Genomic DNA, 17987 nt, shown 5'->3' on the forward strand with positions numbered 1-17987 from the left:
CTCCGGAGCAGGTGGCGCCTGGGCGCTCGGCCGCGGGCTTGATCACCATTATAAGTCGAGAGCACGCGAAGGGCCCACGCGACCGTGCGCGTGGGCCCTTCGGCGGGGGTGCAGAGCCTCTCGGGTCAGGCGTCGGCCTTCACCGCGAGGACGGGGCACGGGGCGTCGAGGAGCACCCGCTGGGCGTTGGAGCCGAGGATGAGCTTGCCGACGGGGGTGCGGCGGCGCAGCCCGATGACGATGAGCTCGGCATCGGTCTCCTCCGCGACGGCGATGAGGTCCTCGGCCGGCTCCTTGCCGCGCACGAGACCACGCACGTCGACGTCGACGCCGCTGCCGGCGAGGTCGTCGCGCACCCCCTGGAGGGTGGCCTCCTGGGAGGCGGCGTTGTCACCGGTGAAGCCCGAGCCGCCGCGGTCGGAGTGCACGACGACGAGGCGTCGCCCGCGCAGCTTCGCCTCCTCGACCGCACGGTCGAGGGCGGCGCGTCCCTCTTTGGTCGAGACGTAACCAACGACGATCGTCATCTGCGACTCCTTGTCCATGGCTGGTAGTTGCCGCAGACGCTACACCGCGAGCGCGGTGCCGCACGGGCAAGAGGACGGGGCGCGCCGGACGCGTCAGCGGTGCCGGTCGAGGCCGTCGTCGGCGGCTCGGCGTCAGCCGTCGAGGGCCTCGCGCACGATCGTCGCGACCTGCTCGATCTCGGTGAGGAAGCCGTCGTGCCCCGACCGGCTCGTGACGAGCCGCTGGACCGTGCCCGGGCGCAGCGCGGCGACCTCGTCGGTGAGCCGTGGGGGGTAGAGCCGGTCGCTGTCGACGGCCGCCACCGTGAGCCGCCCGGGGTAGGCCCGCAGCGCCGACTCGAGACCGCCCCGGTCACGCCCGACGTCGTGGGAGTTCATCGCCTCGGTGAGCACGACGTAGGAGTTGGCGTCGAAGCGACCGGCGAGCTTGGTGCCGTGGTGCTCGAGATAGCTCTCGACGGCGAAGGGGGCGTCGGCCCCCTCGGCCTGCCCGCGCCGCCCGAAGCGGTCGTGCAGCTCGATCTCGCTGCGGTAGGTGACGTGGGCGACCTGGCGCGCGATGCTCAGACCGGCGTCGGGGCCCTCGGGCTGCCCGTAGTAGTCGCCCCCGGCGAAGTGGGGGTCGTTGCGGATCGCCATGACCTGGGCCTGCGACCACCCGATCTGCTCCGCCGTCGCGTACGGGGTGCTCGCGAGCACGACGGCGCGCTCGACCCGGTCGGGCTCCGAGAGCGCCCACTCCAGGGTGCGCATGCCGCCCATCGAGCCGCCGACGACCGCGGCCCACCGGGTGATGCCGAGGGCGTCGGCGAGCAGGACCTCCGCGGCGACCTGGTCGCGGATCGTCACCGCTGGGAAGCGCGAGCCCCACGAGGCGCCGTCCGGGGCCGGCGAGCTCGGGCCGGTGCTGCCCTGGCACCCGCCGAGCACGTTGGGCGCGACGACGAAGTAGCGGTCGGTGTCGACCGGCGCGCCGGGACCGACCATGCCCTCCCACCACCCGGGCGTCGGGTGACCGGGGCCGCTCGGCCCGACGACGTGGCTGTCGCCGGTGAGGGCGTGCTCGACGAGGACGGCGTTGGAGCCGTCCGGGGCGAGCTCGCCCCACGTCTCGTAGGCGACGCGGACCGCCGGCAGCCTCGTGCCGCGCTCGAGGTCGAGGGGGCCGACGTCGGCGAAGAGCCGGCCGCCGGGGTCGTCGCCCTCGCGCCAGGCGGCGCTCGGGCGCGCCGGGTCCGCCGCGCGGGCGGGCGCCGAGGTGGGGGTGGGGGTGCCCGGTCGATCTGCACCGGGTCGGACGAATGACGTCACGCTCATGACGGATGCGCTCCTGCAGCCTCGCTCTTGCACGCACCGGGTCGGTGCGGCCAGGTCATCACCCGGGGCACCCCATCGCGAGGAGGGTTGCCGCCCAGCAAGCCGGCGCTTGACGCTGGGTCTCATGACCTGCCCGAAGTGTAACGAGGCGCCGTGGGCCCGGCCACGGGCGTCTCACCCTCAGGCGGCGGGCAGCCGGATGCCGTGGGTGACGAGCTGGTCGAGCAGCACGGCGAGCCGGTAGCGGGGGTCGGCCCGCAGGGCCGCCTCGAGCGCGACGCCGGCCAGGGCACCGCTGCCGGACCACCAGGCCACCTGCCCGACGACGGTGAGCAGCGGCGCGCTGCGCGGCTCGGGCACCCGGTGCACGACGCCGCACAGCCGGTCGAGCAGGGCCTCGACGTCGAGCGCCGCCGGGTCGTCGACCTCTCCCCCGCGGCTGCCCGTCGCCTCATGGGTCCACGAGCAGCAGCGCGCCGCCGCGGCGGCGGTGCGCAGGTCCTCGGGGTCGATGCCGGGCACCGCGTCCGGCCCGGGGGTGAGGACGGCGAGGAGGGCGTCGCGCCAGGCCCGGTCGCGCAACGACACGACGAGGTCGGCGACGACGTCGTCGTCGAGGTCGTCGACCGGCTCCCGGGCGCGCAGGACGGCCGTCCAGGCGGCCGTCGCCGCAGCCCGGCCCCGGGGCCCCGTCGGCCGGTGCGCGAGGAGCGTCTCGACGAGCGCGCTGCCCGGGTGGGTGCCAGGTGCGACCTGCTCCGCGAGGTCCGACCGCGTCCGCAGGGGCGCTCGTCCGTGGGCGACCAGCCCGGCGACACCGGGCACCCTGCTCGCCTCGGGGAGCACGACGCCGTCCTCCTCCCACCCCTCGACGTCGCGGTCCGGCGAGTGCCACCGCCCGTCGCGCACGACGACGACCGGGCTGCACCCGATGACGCCTCGGTCGACGAGACCCGCGAGGACTGCGCGCATCCGGGCGGACGCACCGGGACGGGTCTCGTAGGCGATGGCGACGACGGCCCGGGCGCGGGTCTGCACGACCTGCCCGACCATCTGGCGCACGGCGCGCTCGGCGTGCTCGTCGGGGACGATGTCGCAGCGCTGGATCAGCCCGACGCGTCGCCCGTCGAGGGCGAGCAGGACGAGAGAGTCCTCGGGGTGGAAGCCGAGGAGATAGGGCGCCATGACGGCGATGTCGACAGGGGTGCGGGCTCGGACGGTCTCCATGACCGCACGCTGCCCGGTGGCACGGGCTGCCGTCAGGCCGTCGGGGCGCCCTGTGGACGACGGCTGCGCGGCGGGCGCGCCTGTGGACGACGCCCGGGGCCGTCAGTCGCGGACGACCTCGGAGGGCACGGTCGTCGACGTCGCGTAGGCGGATGCAGGGCCCGCCGTCGGGCCCGACGCGTGGGCGTACGCACCGGGGGCGGGCGAGCCTGCCCGCTCCCAGGCGATGAAGTCCTCGGTCTCGCGCACGAGCGAGACGGCGAGCCAGGACAGGATGACCGCGTCGTCGACGAGGCCGACGACGAGGAGCAGGCCCTCCGGCACGACGTCGATCGGGGAGACGACGTAGCCGAGACCGAGGAGCATGAGGGTGAGCTGCCCGCTGCTCATCCCCTGGTAGCGCCCGCTGCGCACGGCGCGGACGAGGCGCGGCAGCGCGAGCACCCGCTGGATCAGGCTGGGCGTGCCGGGACGGGTGGCGCTGCGCACGGCGCCGGCGAGGTTCGCGGCGGCGTGCATGCGGTGTCGTCGGGCCATCGGGCTCCCCTTCTCGAGGTCGGGCCGGTCTGGGGCCGGCCGCGAGGAGTAGAACGAGCGGGCGACCCGGAGGATTCCCCCGGGTCGCCCGATGGTCACGAGGCGGGCGGGAACTCCGTGCGCACGTGGTCGGCGAGCTGCTTGAGCAGCCAGGTGTCCATGCCCGCGCCCACGGCGCCGCCGACGACCGGCACCGACTTGCCGAAGCGGGAGAAGGACTTGCGCCCCGCCGTCGACAGGATCCGGAAGCCGACGGCCTTGTTGACCACCATGAGGGCCGGCCCCGGGAGGCGCTGCGCGGCGAGGTTCGCCAGGCGCCCGGACGGGGCGGCCATCCCGGCCTTCGCGAGCAGGTCGTTGGCGTCAGCCCCGACGAGCGCGAGGAGGACCGCGCTGCGGATGCGCTGGTCGCTGATGTCGTGGCCGCGCAGGCGGGCGGTCGCGGCGGTCATCCGGGTCGCGAGGAGGTAGAAGCCCAGGACGTTCGCCGGGAGCGCCACGGGCAGCGTGATGAAGCCGCCGAGGTTGGTGACGAAGCCGCTCGCCGCGACGAGCTTGAGGTGGTCGCGCATGACCTCGTCGACGGCCTTCTCGGCGTTGCCGCCGTGCTTGGCGAGCGCGGCGTCGGCGACCTGGGCGGCCGAGTCGAAGGGGCCGCGCCCGTCGATGCCGGTGTCGAGGAGGCTCTCGACGACCCGGGAGACGGACGTGGTGAGCGCGCCCTGGTCCGTCGGGTCCTGCGCCTGCTCGAGAGCGGTGCGCGTCTGCTGCACCTGCTCCTTCTCGTCCTTGCCGAAGCCGAGCGCGTCGGAGATGCGTCCCACGGGTCCTCCTGGTCTGTCTGCGCCGGGCCCTGTCGCCCGCCGCGTGGTCATCCTGCCCCATCGTGCGCACGCCGAGGCCCCGCAGCCGCCTACCGTGACCCGGTGAGCACGAGACCCCTCCCCGGCACCGAGCGCGCCCTGGTCCTCGCGCCTGGCGTGGCGCTCGCCGTCGGCGCGGACGACCACGTCGTGCTGGGCCCGGACGTCGCCGACGGGCTCGCGGCGCTGAGGCCCACCCGGTGGGTCACCTGGTCGGCTCGCGATCTCGCCCCTCTCCTGGCGGCCGGGGCCGCGCTCCCCCGCACGTGGGACGTCGCCGAGGCCCACCGGATCCTGCACGGCGGGTGGCGTGCCGATCCCGCGACGGCGTGGGCGCACGCCCGGGGCCTCGACCCCGGCGCCCTGCCGGCGCCGGTCGGCGACGACCTCTTCGCCGCTCTGTCAGAGGACGGGGACCCGGACGACCTCGTGCGACCCGACGGCTACCTGCGCGCCGACGCCGGAGCGGTGTGGGCGGGCGACTCCCTGGCCCGCGGTCTGGCCTGGGGGCGCGCGGCCCTGGAGGTGGCCCGCTGGCAGCAGGAGCGTCTCGAGCGGCTCGGCCCGCGAGCGGTCGTCACCGCTCACGCCGAGTCGGCGGCTGCCGTCCTCGCGGTCGAGCTCGAGCGCGACGGGCTGCCCGTCGACCGGGCGGCCCTCGAGGAGCTCGTCCAGCAGGCCGCCGGGCCACGCCCGCTCAGCGAGGCCGACGAGGCTCGCGCCCGTGCCGAGCGCGACGCGCCGGTCCTCGCCAGCGTGCCGGGCATCGGCCGGGTCGACCTGCGCAACCCCGCCGCCGTCCGCAGCCTGCTGGCGACGGCCGGCGTCGACGTCCCGAGCACCCGCAAGTCCGTGCTCGCCGAGCACGTGCATCGCCACCCCGTCGTGCCCGCCCTGCTCGAGTGGCGTCGGCGCGAGCGGATCGCGACGACGTACGGGTGGCGCTGGCTGGCCGAGCACGTCGGCGCGGACGACCGGCTGCGCGGGGCGTGGACGGCGTGCGACGGGGCGGCCGGGCGGATGACGGCTCAGGCCGGGCTCCACAACCTGCCCGCGGAGCTGCGGCCCGGCGTCGCGGCCGCTGCGGGGCACGTCCTCGTGCGGGCCGACCTCGGCCAGGTCGAGCCTCGCGTCCTCGCCGTCGTCTCCGGCGACGAGGCCTTCGCCGCCGCGAGCACGGCCGCCGACCTCTACGAGCCGGTGGCCCAGCGCCTCGGGGTGGAGCGCCCGGTCGCGAAGATCGCCGTGCTCGCCGCGATGTACGGCCAGCGCAGCGGGGCCGCCGGCGAGGCGCTGCGCGGTCTCGAGCGCGCCTACCCGGTCGCCATGGGCCATCTCGACCGCGCGCAGCGCGAGGGCGAAGGGGGACGACCCGTGCGCACCTTCGGCGGGCGGCTCGTGCGCACCGCCTTCGGTGCCGTCGGCCCCGGCGAGGACCCGGGGCCGCTCATCCGCTCACGGGGACGTTTCGCCCGCAACGCCGTCATCCAGGGCTCGGCCGCCGAGCTCTTCAAGGCGTGGGCGGTGACGGTGCGCGAGGCCGTGCGGCCGCTCGGCGGTCAGGTCGTCCTGTGCCTGCACGACGAGCTGCTCGTGCACGTGCCGCACGAGCACGGCGAGGAGGTCGCCCGGCTCGTCGACGAGTCGTTGCGGCTCAGCGCCCGCCGGTGGTGCGGTCATGACCGCGTGCGCTTCGTCTCCGACACCTCCGTCGTACGCCGCTGGTCCGAGGCCAAGTAGGCCCCGGACCAGCGTGGACGGCGTCGCGACGAGCGCTCAGCTGTCGCCGTCGTCGACGGTGCGCAGGAAGTCCTCGAACTCCGCACCGAGCTCGTCGGCCGAGGGCAGCTTGTCGTCCTCACCGGCCAGGAGGCTGGGGCGCTCGATGCCGCGCAGGTGCACGTCGTACTGGCGCTCGAGCCCGTGGACGGCCTCGGCGACCTCGGCGTTCTCACCGATCTCGCGCTCGATCTCGAGGCGGTTCTCGCCGGCCGCCTGGACGAGGGCGTCGTTGGGCAGGTTGAGCCCGGTCGCGTCGACGACCGCGTTGAGCGCGGTGAGCGCGCCGTCGTGGAAGGCCGAGCCCGCGAGGTAGTGCGGCACGTGGATCGCGAAGCCCATGGCGTCGAGACCGGCCTCGCCGAGACGCAGCTCGAGCAGCGAGCCGAGGCTCCCCGGCACCTGCACGGTGCCGAAGACGGGCTTGCGCTCGCCGATGAGGCGCTCGTCGGTGGCGTGCGCCGTCATGCCGATCGGACGGGTGTGCGGCACGGCCATGGGGATGCCGTGCGCCTGCACGACGAGGGTGATGCCGAGCCGACGCACGAGGTCGGTCACCGCCAGGACGACCGCCTCCCAGCGGTAGTCCGGCTCGGGACCGGTGAGCACGTAGTACGCCTGCCCCTCGCGGTCGGTCAGCTGGTAGAGCAGCAGGGCCGGGTCGTCGTAGGAGCCGTAGCGGGTCGCCTCGAAGACGATGACGGGGCGGCGGCCGCGGTAGTCGAGCAGGCTGTCGACGTCGAAGGACGCGACGACGCGGGCCTCGCCCGCCGCGAGCAGGTGGTCGACGAGGATGCGCTGGGTGCCCCCGGCGTCGATGAAGCCGTCGAAGGCCACGATCATCGGCCCGGGCGTGAGCCGGCTCGGGTCGATGTCGACCTCGAAGCGGTAGAGCTCGGTCGGGTCGGTCACGTCGTCCTCCTGGTGATCGGTGCGTACATCATCCCCAACGACGCCGGGCCGCACGGGATTCCCCCGCGCGGGTGGCGCGTCGCGGTCAGCCGTGGGGGCGCAGCTCGGCGCGCACGGCGGCGATGGCCGAGCGCACCCGCTTGGCCGAGACCGGCACGGGCACGCCGACGGACTGGGCGAAGAGCGAGACCCGCAGCTCCTCGACGAGCCAGCCGATCGCCCGGACGTCCTCGCGGTCGCGCTCGAGCGGGTCGAGGACGTCGAGCAGGTCGGCGTAGGCACCCTCGACGCCGTCGACGACCTCCTGCTGCGCCTGGTCGCGGTCGGGACGCTCGCCGAGCCGGTCGATGCGCACGGAGACGCCGCGCAGGTAACGGGCGAGGTCGCGCAGCCGGCCCAGGCCCGCCGCGGTGACGAAGCCGGGCCCGGCGATGCTCTCGACCTGCGCGCGCATGTCGGCGACGGCCGGGGCGAGGGCGGGCGCGGTGATCCGCTCGAGGGTGCCCAGGACCTCGCGGCGCTGCTGCAGGACCGGCTGGACCTCGCGCACGACGAAGAGGGTGCGCGAGCCGAGATGGGTGCGCACGGCACGCAGTGCGTCGTCGAAGGCGGCGCGGTCCCTCACCTCCCCGGGCACGTGCTCGGCGACGACGTCGTCGACGGCGGCGCCGAGGCAGTCCTCGAGCAGGGCGGGGACCGACCCGTGCGGGTTGTCGCCGAGCGCGAGCTTGTCGGCGTTGGAGAGGCCGGCGAGCACGCGCTTCCACGGGGCCGGGGTGCCGAGCACGAGCAGCCGGCGCACACCGCGTCGACGGGCCGCCTCGGCCTGCGCGGCGTCGGGCAGCACCCGGACGGCGACGGTGTCGCCCTCGTCGACGAGCGCCGGGTAGCCGACGACCTGGCGGGAGCCGCGACCGGACGTCACCGTGCGCGGCAGCTCCTCGAGCTCCCACGTCGTCATGCCCGAGCGCTCGACCGACGCACCCGCCTGGCGCACCCGCGCCTGGACGTGGCCGGCGACCTCGGTGCGCAGGGCGTCGAGATCGGTGCCCTCGGCGAGCCGGCGACCGCGCTCCCCTTCGACCCGGAAGGTCATCCGCAGGTGGGCCGGCACCGCCGAGGGGTCCCACTGCTCCAGCGGCACGGCGACCCCCGTGAGGCTGCGCAGGGCGCGCCCGAGGGCGACGACGAAGGGGGTCTGCCCCACCTCCTCGGGCGGGATGGCCCGCAGGGCGCGGGCGGCGTGGTCCGGCGCGGGGGCGAAGCTGCGGCGGGTCGCCTTCGGCAGCCCGCGGATGAGGGCGGTCGCGAGCTCCTCGCGCAGCCCGGGGACCTGCCAGTCCAGGCCGGTGCCCTCGATCTGGTTGAGCAGGTGCACCGGGAGGTGGACGGTCACGCCGTCGGCCTCGGTGCCGGGCTCGAACTGGTAGGTGAGGCGCAGGTCGTGCTCGCCGTCGCGCCAGGTCGTCGGGTACTGCGCGTCGTCGACGGCCTCGGCGTCGTCGCGCACGAGGTGCTCGGGGGTGAGGGTGAGCAGGTCGGGCTGCTCGCGGCGCGCGGACTTCCACCACCGGTCGAAGTGGGTCCCGGAGACGACCTCGGCGGGGATCCGCTCGTCGTAGAAGGCGACGAGGTCCTCCTCGTCGGTGGCGATCCGTCGCCGGCTGCGCGCCTCGAGCTCCTCGACGCGGGCGATCGCCCGCGCGTTGTCCCGGAAGACCTGGTGGTGGGTCTCCCACTCCCCCGAGACGATCCCCTCGCGGATGAAGAGCTCGCGGGCGAGCACGGGGTCGACGCGCGAGAGCTGCACGGTGCGACCGGCGACGAGCGGCACGCCGTAGAGGGTCACCCGCTCGGTGGCGATCGCGCTCGCCTGACGCTTGGACCATCGCGGCTCGGAGTAGCTGCGGCGCACGAGGTGCGCCCCGGCCCGCTCGGCCCACTCGGGGTCGATCCGGGCGTTGGTCCGTGCCCACAGGCGCGTGGTCTCGACGAGCTCGCCGGCCATGACGACCGGCGGCTGGCGGCGGTGGAGCGTCGAGCCGGGCTGGATGGAGAAGCGCGCGCCGCGCGCGCCGAGGTAGTCGCGCTTGTCCTCGTCACGGACGCCGACGTGGCTGAGCAGCCCGGCCAGCAGCGCCTGGTGCACGGTGTCCCAGTCCGGGTCGGCCCCCTTCGCCGCTGTCCGCGAGCGCGTGTCGAGACGACGGTCGGTGGCGGCGCGGCGCAGCTGCGCGTGGACGTCCTGCCACTCACGGATGCGCACGTAGTGGAGGTACTCGCGCTTGCACATCCGGCGGAAGGCGCTCGAGGACAGCTCGCGCTGCTGCTGCTTGAGGTAGACCCACAGCTGCCACCACGTCGCGAAGTCGGAGGTCTCGTGACGGAAGCGCGCGTGCTGCTGGTCGGCCTGCGCCTGGCGCTCGAGCGGACGCTCCCGCGGGTCCTGGATCGACAGCGCGGAGACGACGACGAGGACCTCGGTGAGGCAGCCGCGGCGGTCGGCCTCGATGAGCATCCGGCCCAGCCGCGGGTCGACGGGCAGCCGGGCGAGGGTCTTGCCGGTGGGGGTGAGGCGGCGGGCCGACCCCTTCGCCCCCCGCTCGGCCGGGTGGACGGCCTCGAGCTCCTCGAGCAGACGCAGTCCGTCGCTCACCTGGCGGGAGTCCGGCGGCTCGACGAAGGGGAAACGGCTCACGTCCCCCAGGCCGAGGGCGGTCATCTGGAGGATGACCGCGGCGAGGGAGGTGCGCAGGATCTCGGGGTCGGTGAACTCCGGGCGCGCGTCGTGGTCCTCCTGCGAGTACAGGCGAACGCAGATGCCGTCGGAGAGCCGGCCGCAGCGGCCGGCGCGCTGCGCCGCGCTCGCCTGGCTCACCGGCTCGACGGGCAGGCGCTGGACCTTCGTACGCTGGCTGAAGCGGGAGATGCGCGCCATGCCGGTGTCGATGACGTAGCGGATGCCGGGCACGGTGAGCGAGGTCTCGGCGACGTTCGTGGCGAGCACGATGCGCCGGCCGGAGTGGCGCCCGAAGACACGGTGCTGCTCGGCGGAGGAGAGCCGGGCGTAGAGGGGCAGGACCTCGGTGCCCGGCAGGTGCATGCCCTCGAGCGCGTCCGCGGCGTCGCGGATCTCGCGCTCGCCGGAGAGGAAGACGAGGATGTCCCGCGCCCCGCCGGGGTCGGGCTCGGTCCACAGCTCCTCGACCGCCCGGCAGATGCCGGTGATCTGGTCGACGTCCTCGCCGTCCTCGCCCTCACCGACGAGCGGTCGGTAGCGGACCTCGACGGGATAGGTGCGCCCGGAGACCTCGATGACCGGGGCGGGGGTGCCGTCGGCGTCGGCGAAGTGGGCGGCGAAGCGGTCCGGGTCGATCGTCGCCGACGTGATGATGACCTTGAGGTCGGGGCGGCGCGGCAGCAGCTGCTTGAGGTAGCCGAGGATGAAGTCGATGTTGAGGCTGCGCTCGTGCGCCTCGTCGATGATGAGCGTGTCGTAGCGGCGCAGGTCGCGGTCGCGCTGCATCTCGTTGAGCAGGATGCCGTCGGTCATCACCTTGACCGCCGTCGCGTCGCTGCTGTGGTCGGAGAAGCGGACCTGGTAGCCGACGAGGCCGCCGAGCTCGACGTGCAGCTCCTCGGCGATGCGCTCGGCGACGCTACGGGCGGCGATCCGTCGCGGCTGGGTGTGACCGATCTGGCCGCCCATCCCCCGGCCGACCTCGAGCGCGATCTTCGGCAGCTGGGTGGTCTTGCCCGAGCCGGTCTCGCCGGCGATGACGACGACCTGGTGCTCACGGATCGCGGCCGCGATCTCGTCCTTGACGGCGACGACGGGCAGCTGCTCCGGGTAGTGCAGCTGCGCCGCCGTCATGGGCGCAGCGAGGGGTCCGGGCATGCGCGCCAGGATACGTCCGGCCCCGCGCTAGGGCCGCGTCGGCTCCTCGACCCGGTGGGCGCTGGCGGCGCGGCGCCGGTCCTCGCGCCGGGCGTCGCGGCGCTCGCGCTCGTGCGCGTCGGCGTCGGTCACCGGGCGCAGCCGCTCCCGCGTCGTGCCCACGGTGTCGGCGGTCCGCCCGACGTGCCGGGCGACCTTCGTGCTCGACGCGACGCCCTGGACGACCTTCACCGGGCGGGAGGCACCCGAGACGGCGCGCCAGTCGGCGGCGAGCTCGTCGGCGAGGGCGAGGCCGCTCCGGTCGCGGGCGAGCTGCGTCCCCTTCGCCACGGCGAGCTCGCGGCTGCGGGCGGCCAGCCGGGTCGTGCTCTGCCGGGCGGTGACGTGCCAGGGCTGGTCAAGGGCCCGTGGGGCGCGGGCAGGGCTCGCCGTCCGCGTCGTGCGGCCCACGGAGGTGGCGGCGGGGCTCACGCCCCGCGCCGACCGCAGGACCCGTCCGCTGCCCTTGATGACGCCGTCGGCGACGAGGTACCTCGAGTCCCAGGCGATCCGGCGCCAGCTGCCGTGCCCGTAGGCCACCCGCAGGCCGGCCTGGCCGAGCGGGTCGAGCGCGGTCCCGAGGGCGAGCGGCTTGAGCAGGCCCGCCCACGGCCCGGTGAAGAGCGCGCTGCGCCCGAGGTCTCGGGTGCCCTCGAGCGCGTCGTAGCCGCGCGGGTCGGCGATATCGGCGCACACCTCGTCGAGGTCCGCGGCGAGCAGGGCCTCGTCGCGCCGGGCGTCCTCGCTCGCGGCGGCGTAGGCGCTCTCGTGGGCGAGGACCTCGCGGTGGGCCTCGGCGCGCCGCGCCCGCAGCGCGTCCTCGGCCGGGTGGGGTGCGTAGAGGGCGAGCTGGCGGTCGATCTCGGCGAGGGTGTCGCACGTGCGCTCGTGCGCGGCGGCCGTGCGCGCCATCTCCTCCTGGGTGGTGCGCAGCGTCCGCGAGTAGCGGGTGATGCGCTCGCCCGCGTCGCCCATGCGCGCGGCGACCTGGCGCAGGGTCACCGGGACGTCGCCCACCTCGCGGGCGAAGGTCTCGCCCGACGGCGACTCCCACACCCCGTGGGTGCTCACCTGCCCGAGGAGCTCGGCGACGAGCCTGACGTTGTCCTCGACTGTCGTGAGGTCGCTGCCGAGCGCGGCGACGACGTCGGTGGCGGCGAGGTCGACGCGGTAGGGGTCGAGCGCGAGGATGTCGCGCGCGGTCCAGTCGTAGCCGGTCACAGGGTGCCGACCTTCGTCCCGCGCTCGAAGGTCGGTGTCACCGAGCGGCGCACCATGTCGTCGGTGTCGACGTAGCAGGCACCCGCGGAGCGGGCCAGGCGGGCGAGCGAGGTGAGCTGCGCGCACAGCGTGACCCGTGCGTGCTCGAAGTCGCCGTAGACCCGGTCGACCGCCTCCTCGGCCACCCGGTCGACGAAGCCGTGGTCGACGTCGCCCGCCCCCCGCGTCTGCGCCGACCGCTCCTCCAGGTGAGTCGCGATCTCCTCGAGCCGGTCGCCGAGCGCGGCGATCGCCTCGGCGCTGATGGTCAGCCGTGTCATCCCCGAACGCTAGGTCGACCCGCCGCCCTGGCCGACCGAGTTGTCCACAGGCCGCCCCGAGCGAGGTGCGGGTGCGTGGTCTCGACGCTCCTGCGTCGCACCTCGACCACCACGGGGTCGTGCTGGTCGAGGTGCGAGGGCGCCCCGCGCCCGAGCCTCGAGACCACCCGCCGCAGGACGACGAAGGGGGACCCACCACCGGGTGGGTCCCCCCTTCGTCATGTCGTCAGCTCGCGGCGCGCTCCTGCGCCTCGCCCGCGGCCGCGGCGAAGCCCCGCTCGAGGTCGGCGACGATGTCGTCGACGTGCTCGATGCCGACGGCCAGGCGCACGAGGCCCGGCGAGACACCGGCCGCGTAGCGACCCTCGTCGCTGCCCTGGCTGTGCGTCGTCGACCACGGGTGGATCGCCAGGCTGCGCACGTCGCCGATGTTCGCGACGTGGCTGTGCAGGGTCAGCCCCTCGACGAAGCGGCGACCCGCCTCCTCGCCGCCGACGATCTCGAAGGTGAGCACGGCGCCAGCACCCTTCGGCGCGTACTTCTGCGCGAGGGCGTGGTGCTTGTGGTCGGGCAGGGACGCCCAGGTGACCTGCTCGACCTGCGGGTGGCCGACGAGGAAGTCGGCGACGGCGCGCGTGTTCTCCAGGTGCCGCTCGATGCGCAGCGAGAGCGTCTCGATGCCCTGCGCGACGAGGAAGGCGTTGAAGGGGGCGACCGCCGAGCCGAGGTCGCGCAGCAGCTGCACCCGCGCCTTGAGGATGAAGGACAGGTTGGCCCCGAAGGCGCTGCCGACGCCGAGGTCCGGTCCGTAGCGCAGCCCGTGGTAGCTCTCGTCCGGCTCGTTGTAGGACGGGAAGCGCTGCGGGTGCAGCGCGTAGTCGAAGGTCCCGGCGTCGACGATCGCACCGGCGATCGTCGTGCCGTGCCCGCCGAGGTACTTCGTCGCCGAGTGCACGACGACGTCGGCGCCGTGCTCGATCGGGCGCAGGACGTAGGGCGTCGCGACGGTGTTGTCGACGACGAGCGGCAGCCCGAGCTCGTGGGCGACCCCGGCGACCCCCTCGACGTCGAGGATCTCGCCGCTGGGGTTGGAGATCGTCTCGCCGAAGAAGAGCTTGGTGTTCTCCTTCGCCGCGTCGCGCCACTGCTGGAGGTCCGCCGCGTCCTGCACGAAGGTCACCTCGATGCCGTAGCGAGGCAGGGTCGAGCCGAGGAGGTTGTACGTGCCGCCGTACAGCGCCGGGCTGGCCACGACGTGGTCGCCGGCCTCGGCGACGTTGAGGATGGCGAAGGTCGTCGCGGCCTGGCCGGACGCGACGAGGAGGGCGCCGACTCCCCCTTCGAGCGCCGCGATGCGCTGCTCGACGACGTCCGTCGTCGGGTTCATCAGGCGGGTGTAGATGTTGCCGAGCTCCTTGAGCCCGAAGAGGTTCGCGGCGTGCTCGGTGGAGTCGAACTGGTAGCTCGTCGTCTGGTAGATCGGCAGCGCGCGGGCGCCGGTCGTCGGGTCGGGGCTCTGCCCGGCGTGGATCTGCTGCGTCTCGAAGTGCCACGTCGTGGGGTCGGACATGAGGGTTCTCCTGGTGTCATCGCGCTTGACCGTGGGCGGGTGCTCACGGACCAGGTCGTCTCCCGGGGCACCCCACCGCGGATGGAGGGTTGCCGACCAGCGAGCCGGGGCTTGACGCTGGTGCTCTTGACCTGCGGGCAGGCTAGCCCGCGTCCTCGCGGCGCGACAGGGCGCGTCTCAGGATGTGGTGGGCGCGCCCGCCGGGGCCGTGCGGCGCAGCCACCACAGCCCGACGAAGGGGAGGACGAGCGGCAGGAAGCCGTAGCCGGAGCCGAAGTGCGACCACACCGTCTTGTCCGGGAAGAGGTCCGGTGCGAGGTAGGACAGCGCCCCGACGAGCAGGACGCCGACGGCCTCGACCGTGATCGTCGCGGAGGCGACCGAGCGCCGGTCGGTGAGCAGGGCCCACGTCGCGACGACGTAGACGAGCGCGGCGAGCGCGCTCAGCAGGTAGGCCAGCGGCGCGCGGTCGAAGTACTCGATGACCTGCAGGGTCGAGCGGCCCGTGGCCGCGAGCGCGAGGGTGCCGTAGGCGATGACGAGGAGCAGACCGGGGCCGCTGCGCACCGGACGGCCGGTGCGCTCCCCCGTCGCCTCACGCATGGACGGTCCAGATCTGCTGGATGCGCAGGGTCATCACCGCGACGACGAGGGCGCCCCCGAGGACGGCACCCATCGCCCAGCGCGACTTCTCCTTGATGGCGAGGTAGGCGAGCGCCGGCGGCACGAGCGGCAGGGTGACCGCGTATGCCGCCATCGTCGGCCCCTCGCCGGGGGTGCGGACCTGCCCCGCGACGACGCAGGCGACGACGGCCTGGACGACGAGGAGCAGCTCGACGACGGCGGCGACGAGCAGCAGCCGGTCGTCGATGACGCGGTCGAGGGCCGTGTAGGCGCCGGCGACCACGGCGAGGACGAGGGAGGCGACCAGGACGATCGTGGTCAACGGCACAAGCACGAGAGCCAAGGGTAGGGCCTGCTCCTGGGCAGGATCGACCCATGCCCGCCGACCGCGACACCCCTGACCGCGTCGGGGGCCCCGTCACGGTCGAGACGACCCTGCGCTACGAGCCGCCGCTGGACTGGCAGGGGCTGCTCGACTGGTACCGCTACCACGCGCTAGACGGCGTCGAGGTCGTCGACGACGACCGCTACCGGCTCGCGCTGGCGCTCCCCCACGGCTCGGCGCTCGTCGAGCTGCGCGACGACCCGGGCCAGGACCGGCTCGACGCCCGGCTCGAGCTCGCCGATGCCGCCGACCACGACGCGGCCGTCGCCGTCCTGCGGCGGATGCTCGACCTCGACACCGATCCCGCCGAGGTCGACGCGCACCTGCGCACGGTCCCGGTGCTCGCTCCCCTCGTCGCGCGGCGCCCGGGCATCCGGCTGCCGGGCACCCCCACCCCCTTCGAGGCTGTGCTGCGTGCAGTCACCGGTCAGCAGGTGAGCGTGGCCGCCGGGCTGACCCAGCTGCACCGGCTCGTCGCCGAGGTCGGCACGCCGAGCGCGCAGGTCGGCGCGCTGCAGCCCTTCCCCGGGCCCGCGGCGGTGCACCCCTTCGGCACCGGGTGGTACCACGGGACGCGGTCACGACGACGGGCGCTCGAGGGGGTCCTCGACCTGGCTGCGGACGGCGGCCTCGACCCGGGGCTCGACCCCGAGGCGACCGGCGCGGCGCTGCACGCCGTGTGGGGTGTCGGGGCGTGGACGGTCGCGAGCACCCTCATGCGCGGGCACGGCGCCGCGGACGTCGACCTGCGTGGCGACCGGGCGCTCGTCGTCGCCCTCGAGCGGCTGACGCGCGAGGTCGACCTGCCGGGCGTCCTGCGCCCGGCGAGCCCGTGGCGCAGCTATGCCGCGCTGCACCTGTGGACCGCGCGACCGCTGGGCAGCCGCTAGCTCGCGAGCGCCCGCTCGTCCCACCGGGGCAGCAGGCTCACGCCGTCGCGCGTCGCGAGATAGGCGCCGAGCAGCTCGACCCCGCCCTCGCGAGCGGCGCGCAGCGCGCTCTCGTGCCAGGCCCGCACCTCGTCGTCGGGCACGCTGCCGCGCGGGCGCCCCACCGCGACGACGACAGCGGCCAGGCTCGCGCCCAGGTGGCCGAAGAAGGCGTCGAAGAGGGCACGTCGCTCCCCCTCGTCGGTCGTGGGGTCGACGCCGTCGACGGTGACCGGCTGGATCATCCGGCCGTCGGCGTCGCACAGGAGGAGGCTGATGCAGCGCCCCTCCCGCTCGTCGTCGCGGACGACGAGGTCGACGACGTCGGCGGCGAGGCGCTCGTCGCGCAGGGACAGGGCAGGCCACCCAGGTGGCAGGTCGCAGAAGGTCATGACCGCAAGACTTGCGCGGGACGGGCCGATCGCCGCGAGCTTTTCCACAGCGCCCGTTACTGTGACGCACGTGGCACTCAGCGTCTTCGACCTCTTCTCCGTCGGCATCGGGCCGTCCAGCTCGCACACGGTGGGACCGATGCGGGCGGCGGTGCTCTTCGTCGAGGGCGTGCGGGACAGCGGCGACCTGCCCCGCGTGGCGCGGGTCAAGGCCGAGCTCTTCGGCTCGCTCGGCGCGACGGGCCACGGCCACGGCTCGAACACCGCCGTCATGCTCGGCCTGTCCGGCGAGCGGCCCGAGCTGTGCCAGCCCCGCGAGGTCCAGGGCCGTCTCGCCCAGATCCGTGAGAGCGGTCGGCTGAGCCTGCTCGGCGAGCACGAGATCGACTTCGCCGAGGCCGACGACGTCGTCCTGCACCGTCGGGCCACCCTGCCGCTGCACCCCAACGGCATGACCTTCCACGCGTGGGACGCCGCGGGCGAGCTGGTCTCGCAGCGCACGTACTACTCCGTCGGCGGTGGCTTCGTCATCGGCGAGGACGCCTCCGGCTCGACGAAGGTCGTCGAGGACACCACCCCCGTCGCCCATCCCTTCACCACCGGTGACCGCCTGCTGCAGATCTGCGCCGAGACCGGGCTGTCGATCGCCCAGGTCATGCTCGAGAACGAGCTGTCGTGGCGCACCGAGGAGGAGGTGCGCTCCGAGCTGCTCGCGATCTGGCAGGTGATGTCGGAGTGCATCGACAACGGCGCGCGCACCGAGGGCGTGCTCCCGGGGGGGCTGAAGGTCCGCCGCCGTGCGCCCGACCTGCACCGCCGGCTCAAGGTCGAGGGCAGCAGCGACGACCCCCTGCGCGGCATGGACTGGCTCACCCTCTACGCGCTGGCCGTCAACGAGGAGAACGCCGCCGGCGGGCGGGTCGTCACCGCCCCGACGAACGGCGCGGCCGGGATCATCCCCGCGGTGCTGCGCTACTACCTCGACTTCGTGCCCGGTGCTGACGACGACGGGGTCGTGCGATTCCTGCTCACCGCGGCCGCCATCGGTGTCATCTACAAGGAGAACGCGTCGATCTCCGGCGCCGAGGTCGGCTGCCAGGGCGAGGTCGGCTCGGCCTGCTCCATGGCGGCCGGGGCGATGGCCGCGGTCCTCGGCGGCACCCCCGCCCAGGTCGAGAACGCCGCCGAGATCGGCATGGAGCACAACCTCGGCCTCACCTGCGACCCCGTCGGCGGGCTCGTGCAGATCCCGTGCATCGAGCGCAACGCGGTCGCCTCCGTCAAGGCGATCACCGCCGCCCGCACCGCCCTGCGCGGCGACGGCAGCCACGTCGTCTCCCTCGACAAGGTCGTCAAGACGATGCGCGACACCGGGCGCGACATGAAGGTCAAGTACAAGGAGACCGCCCGCGGGGGTCTCGCGGTCAACGTCATCGAGTGCTGACCG

General features: G+C 74.5%; 16 protein-coding genes and 2 riboswitches. Of the genes, 3 read left to right on the forward strand and 13 right to left on the reverse strand.

What is annotated here, in order from left to right; genetic code table 11:
- Positions 1 to 125: 125 nt before the first annotated feature.
- From LIV55_RS02840 to LIV55_RS02860, 5 genes are all read right to left on the reverse strand, one after another.
- Positions 126 to 527 (reverse strand): universal stress protein, encoded by a 402-nt coding sequence (locus tag LIV55_RS02840; protein WP_123093801.1) that lies wholly within the window; start codon positions 525 to 527, stop codon positions 126 to 128.
- 132 nt (positions 528 to 659) lie between these two features.
- On the reverse strand, positions 660 to 1844 hold the full coding sequence (gene metX / locus LIV55_RS02845; RefSeq protein WP_229299116.1) for a homoserine O-acetyltransferase MetX: 1185 nt from the start codon (positions 1842 to 1844) through the stop codon (positions 660 to 662).
- A gap of 18 nt (positions 1845 to 1862) precedes the next feature.
- Positions 1863 to 1974, reverse strand: a riboswitch (SAM riboswitch).
- Between the two features lie 50 nt (positions 1975 to 2024).
- Positions 2025 to 3071 carry a DUF4192 domain-containing protein gene (locus LIV55_RS02850; protein ID WP_123093803.1) on the reverse strand — a complete coding sequence of 349 codons (1047 nt, stop codon included), beginning with the start codon at positions 3069 to 3071 and terminating at the stop codon, positions 2025 to 2027.
- Between the two features lie 102 nt (positions 3072 to 3173).
- Positions 3174 to 3608 carry a YkvA family protein gene (locus LIV55_RS02855; RefSeq protein ID WP_123093804.1) on the reverse strand — a complete coding sequence of 145 codons (435 nt, stop codon included), beginning with the start codon at positions 3606 to 3608 and terminating at the stop codon, positions 3174 to 3176.
- Between the two features lie 95 nt (positions 3609 to 3703).
- Positions 3704 to 4432 carry an EcsC family protein gene (locus tag LIV55_RS02860; protein WP_229299117.1) on the reverse strand — a complete coding sequence of 243 codons (729 nt, stop codon included), beginning with the start codon at positions 4430 to 4432 and terminating at the stop codon, positions 3704 to 3706.
- Between the two features lie 102 nt (positions 4433 to 4534).
- Between LIV55_RS02860 and LIV55_RS02865 the strand changes: the two genes are divergently transcribed.
- Positions 4535 to 6211 (forward strand): DNA polymerase, encoded by a 1677-nt coding sequence (locus LIV55_RS02865; protein WP_229299118.1) that lies wholly within the window; start codon positions 4535 to 4537, stop codon positions 6209 to 6211.
- Positions 6212 to 6247: 36 nt separating this feature from the next.
- On the opposite strand, the gene LIV55_RS02870 is transcribed toward LIV55_RS02865, so the two are convergent.
- From LIV55_RS02870 to LIV55_RS02900, 7 genes are all read right to left on the reverse strand, one after another.
- The gene (locus LIV55_RS02870) at positions 6248 to 7162 is read right to left on the reverse strand and encodes a PAC2 family protein (protein ID WP_229299119.1); all 915 of its coding nucleotides are present in this window, start codon (positions 7160 to 7162) and stop codon (positions 6248 to 6250) included.
- Between the two features lie 85 nt (positions 7163 to 7247).
- Entirely contained in the window at positions 7248 to 11060 is a 3813-nt protein-coding gene (gene hrpA / locus LIV55_RS02875) for an ATP-dependent RNA helicase HrpA (protein WP_229299120.1), read from the reverse strand.
- A 27-nt stretch (positions 11061 to 11087) separates the two neighbouring features.
- On the reverse strand, positions 11088 to 12320 hold the full coding sequence (locus LIV55_RS02880) for a hypothetical protein (protein ID WP_229299121.1): 1233 nt from the start codon (positions 12318 to 12320) through the stop codon (positions 11088 to 11090).
- Positions 12317 to 12640 (reverse strand): hypothetical protein, encoded by a 324-nt coding sequence (locus tag LIV55_RS02885; protein ID WP_123092861.1) that lies wholly within the window; start codon positions 12638 to 12640, stop codon positions 12317 to 12319. Before LIV55_RS02885 ends, LIV55_RS02880 begins: the two co-directional genes overlap by 4 nt.
- Positions 12641 to 12866: 226 nt before the next feature.
- Positions 12867 to 14210, reverse strand: coding sequence for a bifunctional o-acetylhomoserine/o-acetylserine sulfhydrylase (locus LIV55_RS02890; RefSeq protein ID WP_229299122.1), 1344 nt, complete (start codon positions 14208 to 14210; stop codon positions 12867 to 12869).
- A 16-nt stretch (positions 14211 to 14226) separates the two neighbouring features.
- A riboswitch (SAM riboswitch) is annotated at positions 14227 to 14342 on the reverse strand.
- Between the two features lie 45 nt (positions 14343 to 14387).
- Positions 14388 to 14813, reverse strand: coding sequence for a hypothetical protein (locus tag LIV55_RS02895; RefSeq protein ID WP_229299123.1), 426 nt, complete (start codon positions 14811 to 14813; stop codon positions 14388 to 14390).
- On the reverse strand, positions 14806 to 15156 hold the full coding sequence (locus LIV55_RS02900; protein ID WP_123092855.1) for a hypothetical protein: 351 nt from the start codon (positions 15154 to 15156) through the stop codon (positions 14806 to 14808). Before LIV55_RS02900 ends, LIV55_RS02895 begins: the two co-directional genes overlap by 8 nt.
- Positions 15157 to 15209: 53 nt before the next feature.
- Here LIV55_RS02900 and LIV55_RS02905 point away from each other — a divergent pair, with 53 nt between their 5' ends.
- Positions 15210 to 16109, forward strand: a complete 900-nt coding sequence (locus LIV55_RS02905; RefSeq protein WP_229299124.1) for a DNA-3-methyladenine glycosylase family protein — start codon at positions 15210 to 15212, stop codon at positions 16107 to 16109.
- Here the strand turns inward: LIV55_RS02905 and LIV55_RS02910 are convergent.
- The gene (locus tag LIV55_RS02910; RefSeq protein ID WP_229299125.1) at positions 16106 to 16540 is read right to left on the reverse strand and encodes a hypothetical protein; all 435 of its coding nucleotides are present in this window, start codon (positions 16538 to 16540) and stop codon (positions 16106 to 16108) included. The two genes, LIV55_RS02905 and LIV55_RS02910, sit on opposite strands and share 4 nt — an antisense overlap.
- Before the next feature lie 70 nt (positions 16541 to 16610).
- On the opposite strand from LIV55_RS02910, the gene LIV55_RS02915 reads away from it, so the two are divergent.
- Complete coding sequence (locus LIV55_RS02915; RefSeq protein ID WP_201467255.1) at positions 16611 to 17984, forward strand: L-serine ammonia-lyase; 1374 nt, start codon at positions 16611 to 16613, stop codon at positions 17982 to 17984.
- The last annotated feature ends 3 nt before the right edge of the window (positions 17985 to 17987 follow it).

Source organism: Janibacter melonis (assembly GCF_020567375.1).
In the GTDB taxonomy this organism is placed as follows: Bacteria; Actinomycetota; Actinomycetes; order Actinomycetales; family Dermatophilaceae; genus Marihabitans; species Marihabitans melonis.

Coding starts and splice junctions, on each gene's coding strand:
- LIV55_RS02840 (WP_123093801.1), bottom strand. CDS start 527: ATGACGATCGTCGTTGGTTACGTCTCGACCAAAGAGGGACGCGCCGCC.
- metX (WP_229299116.1), bottom strand. CDS start 1,844: ATGAGCGTGACGTCATTCGTCCGACCCGGTGCAGATCGACCGGGCACC.
- LIV55_RS02850 (WP_123093803.1), bottom strand. CDS start 3,071: ATGGAGACCGTCCGAGCCCGCACCCCTGTCGACATCGCCGTCATGGCG.
- LIV55_RS02855 (WP_123093804.1), bottom strand. CDS start 3,608: ATGGCCCGACGACACCGCATGCACGCCGCCGCGAACCTCGCCGGCGCC.
- hrpA (WP_229299120.1), bottom strand. CDS start 11,060: ATGCCCGGACCCCTCGCTGCGCCCATGACGGCGGCGCAGCTGCACTAC.
- LIV55_RS02885 (WP_123092861.1), bottom strand. CDS start 12,640: ATGACACGGCTGACCATCAGCGCCGAGGCGATCGCCGCGCTCGGCGAC.
- LIV55_RS02890 (WP_229299122.1), bottom strand. CDS start 14,210: ATGTCCGACCCCACGACGTGGCACTTCGAGACGCAGCAGATCCACGCC.
- LIV55_RS02895 (WP_229299123.1), bottom strand. CDS start 14,813: ATGCGTGAGGCGACGGGGGAGCGCACCGGCCGTCCGGTGCGCAGCGGC.
- LIV55_RS02905 (WP_229299124.1), top strand. CDS start 15,210: ATGCCCGCCGACCGCGACACCCCTGACCGCGTCGGGGGCCCCGTCACG.
- LIV55_RS02910 (WP_229299125.1), bottom strand. CDS start 16,540: ATGACCTTCTGCGACCTGCCACCTGGGTGGCCTGCCCTGTCCCTGCGC.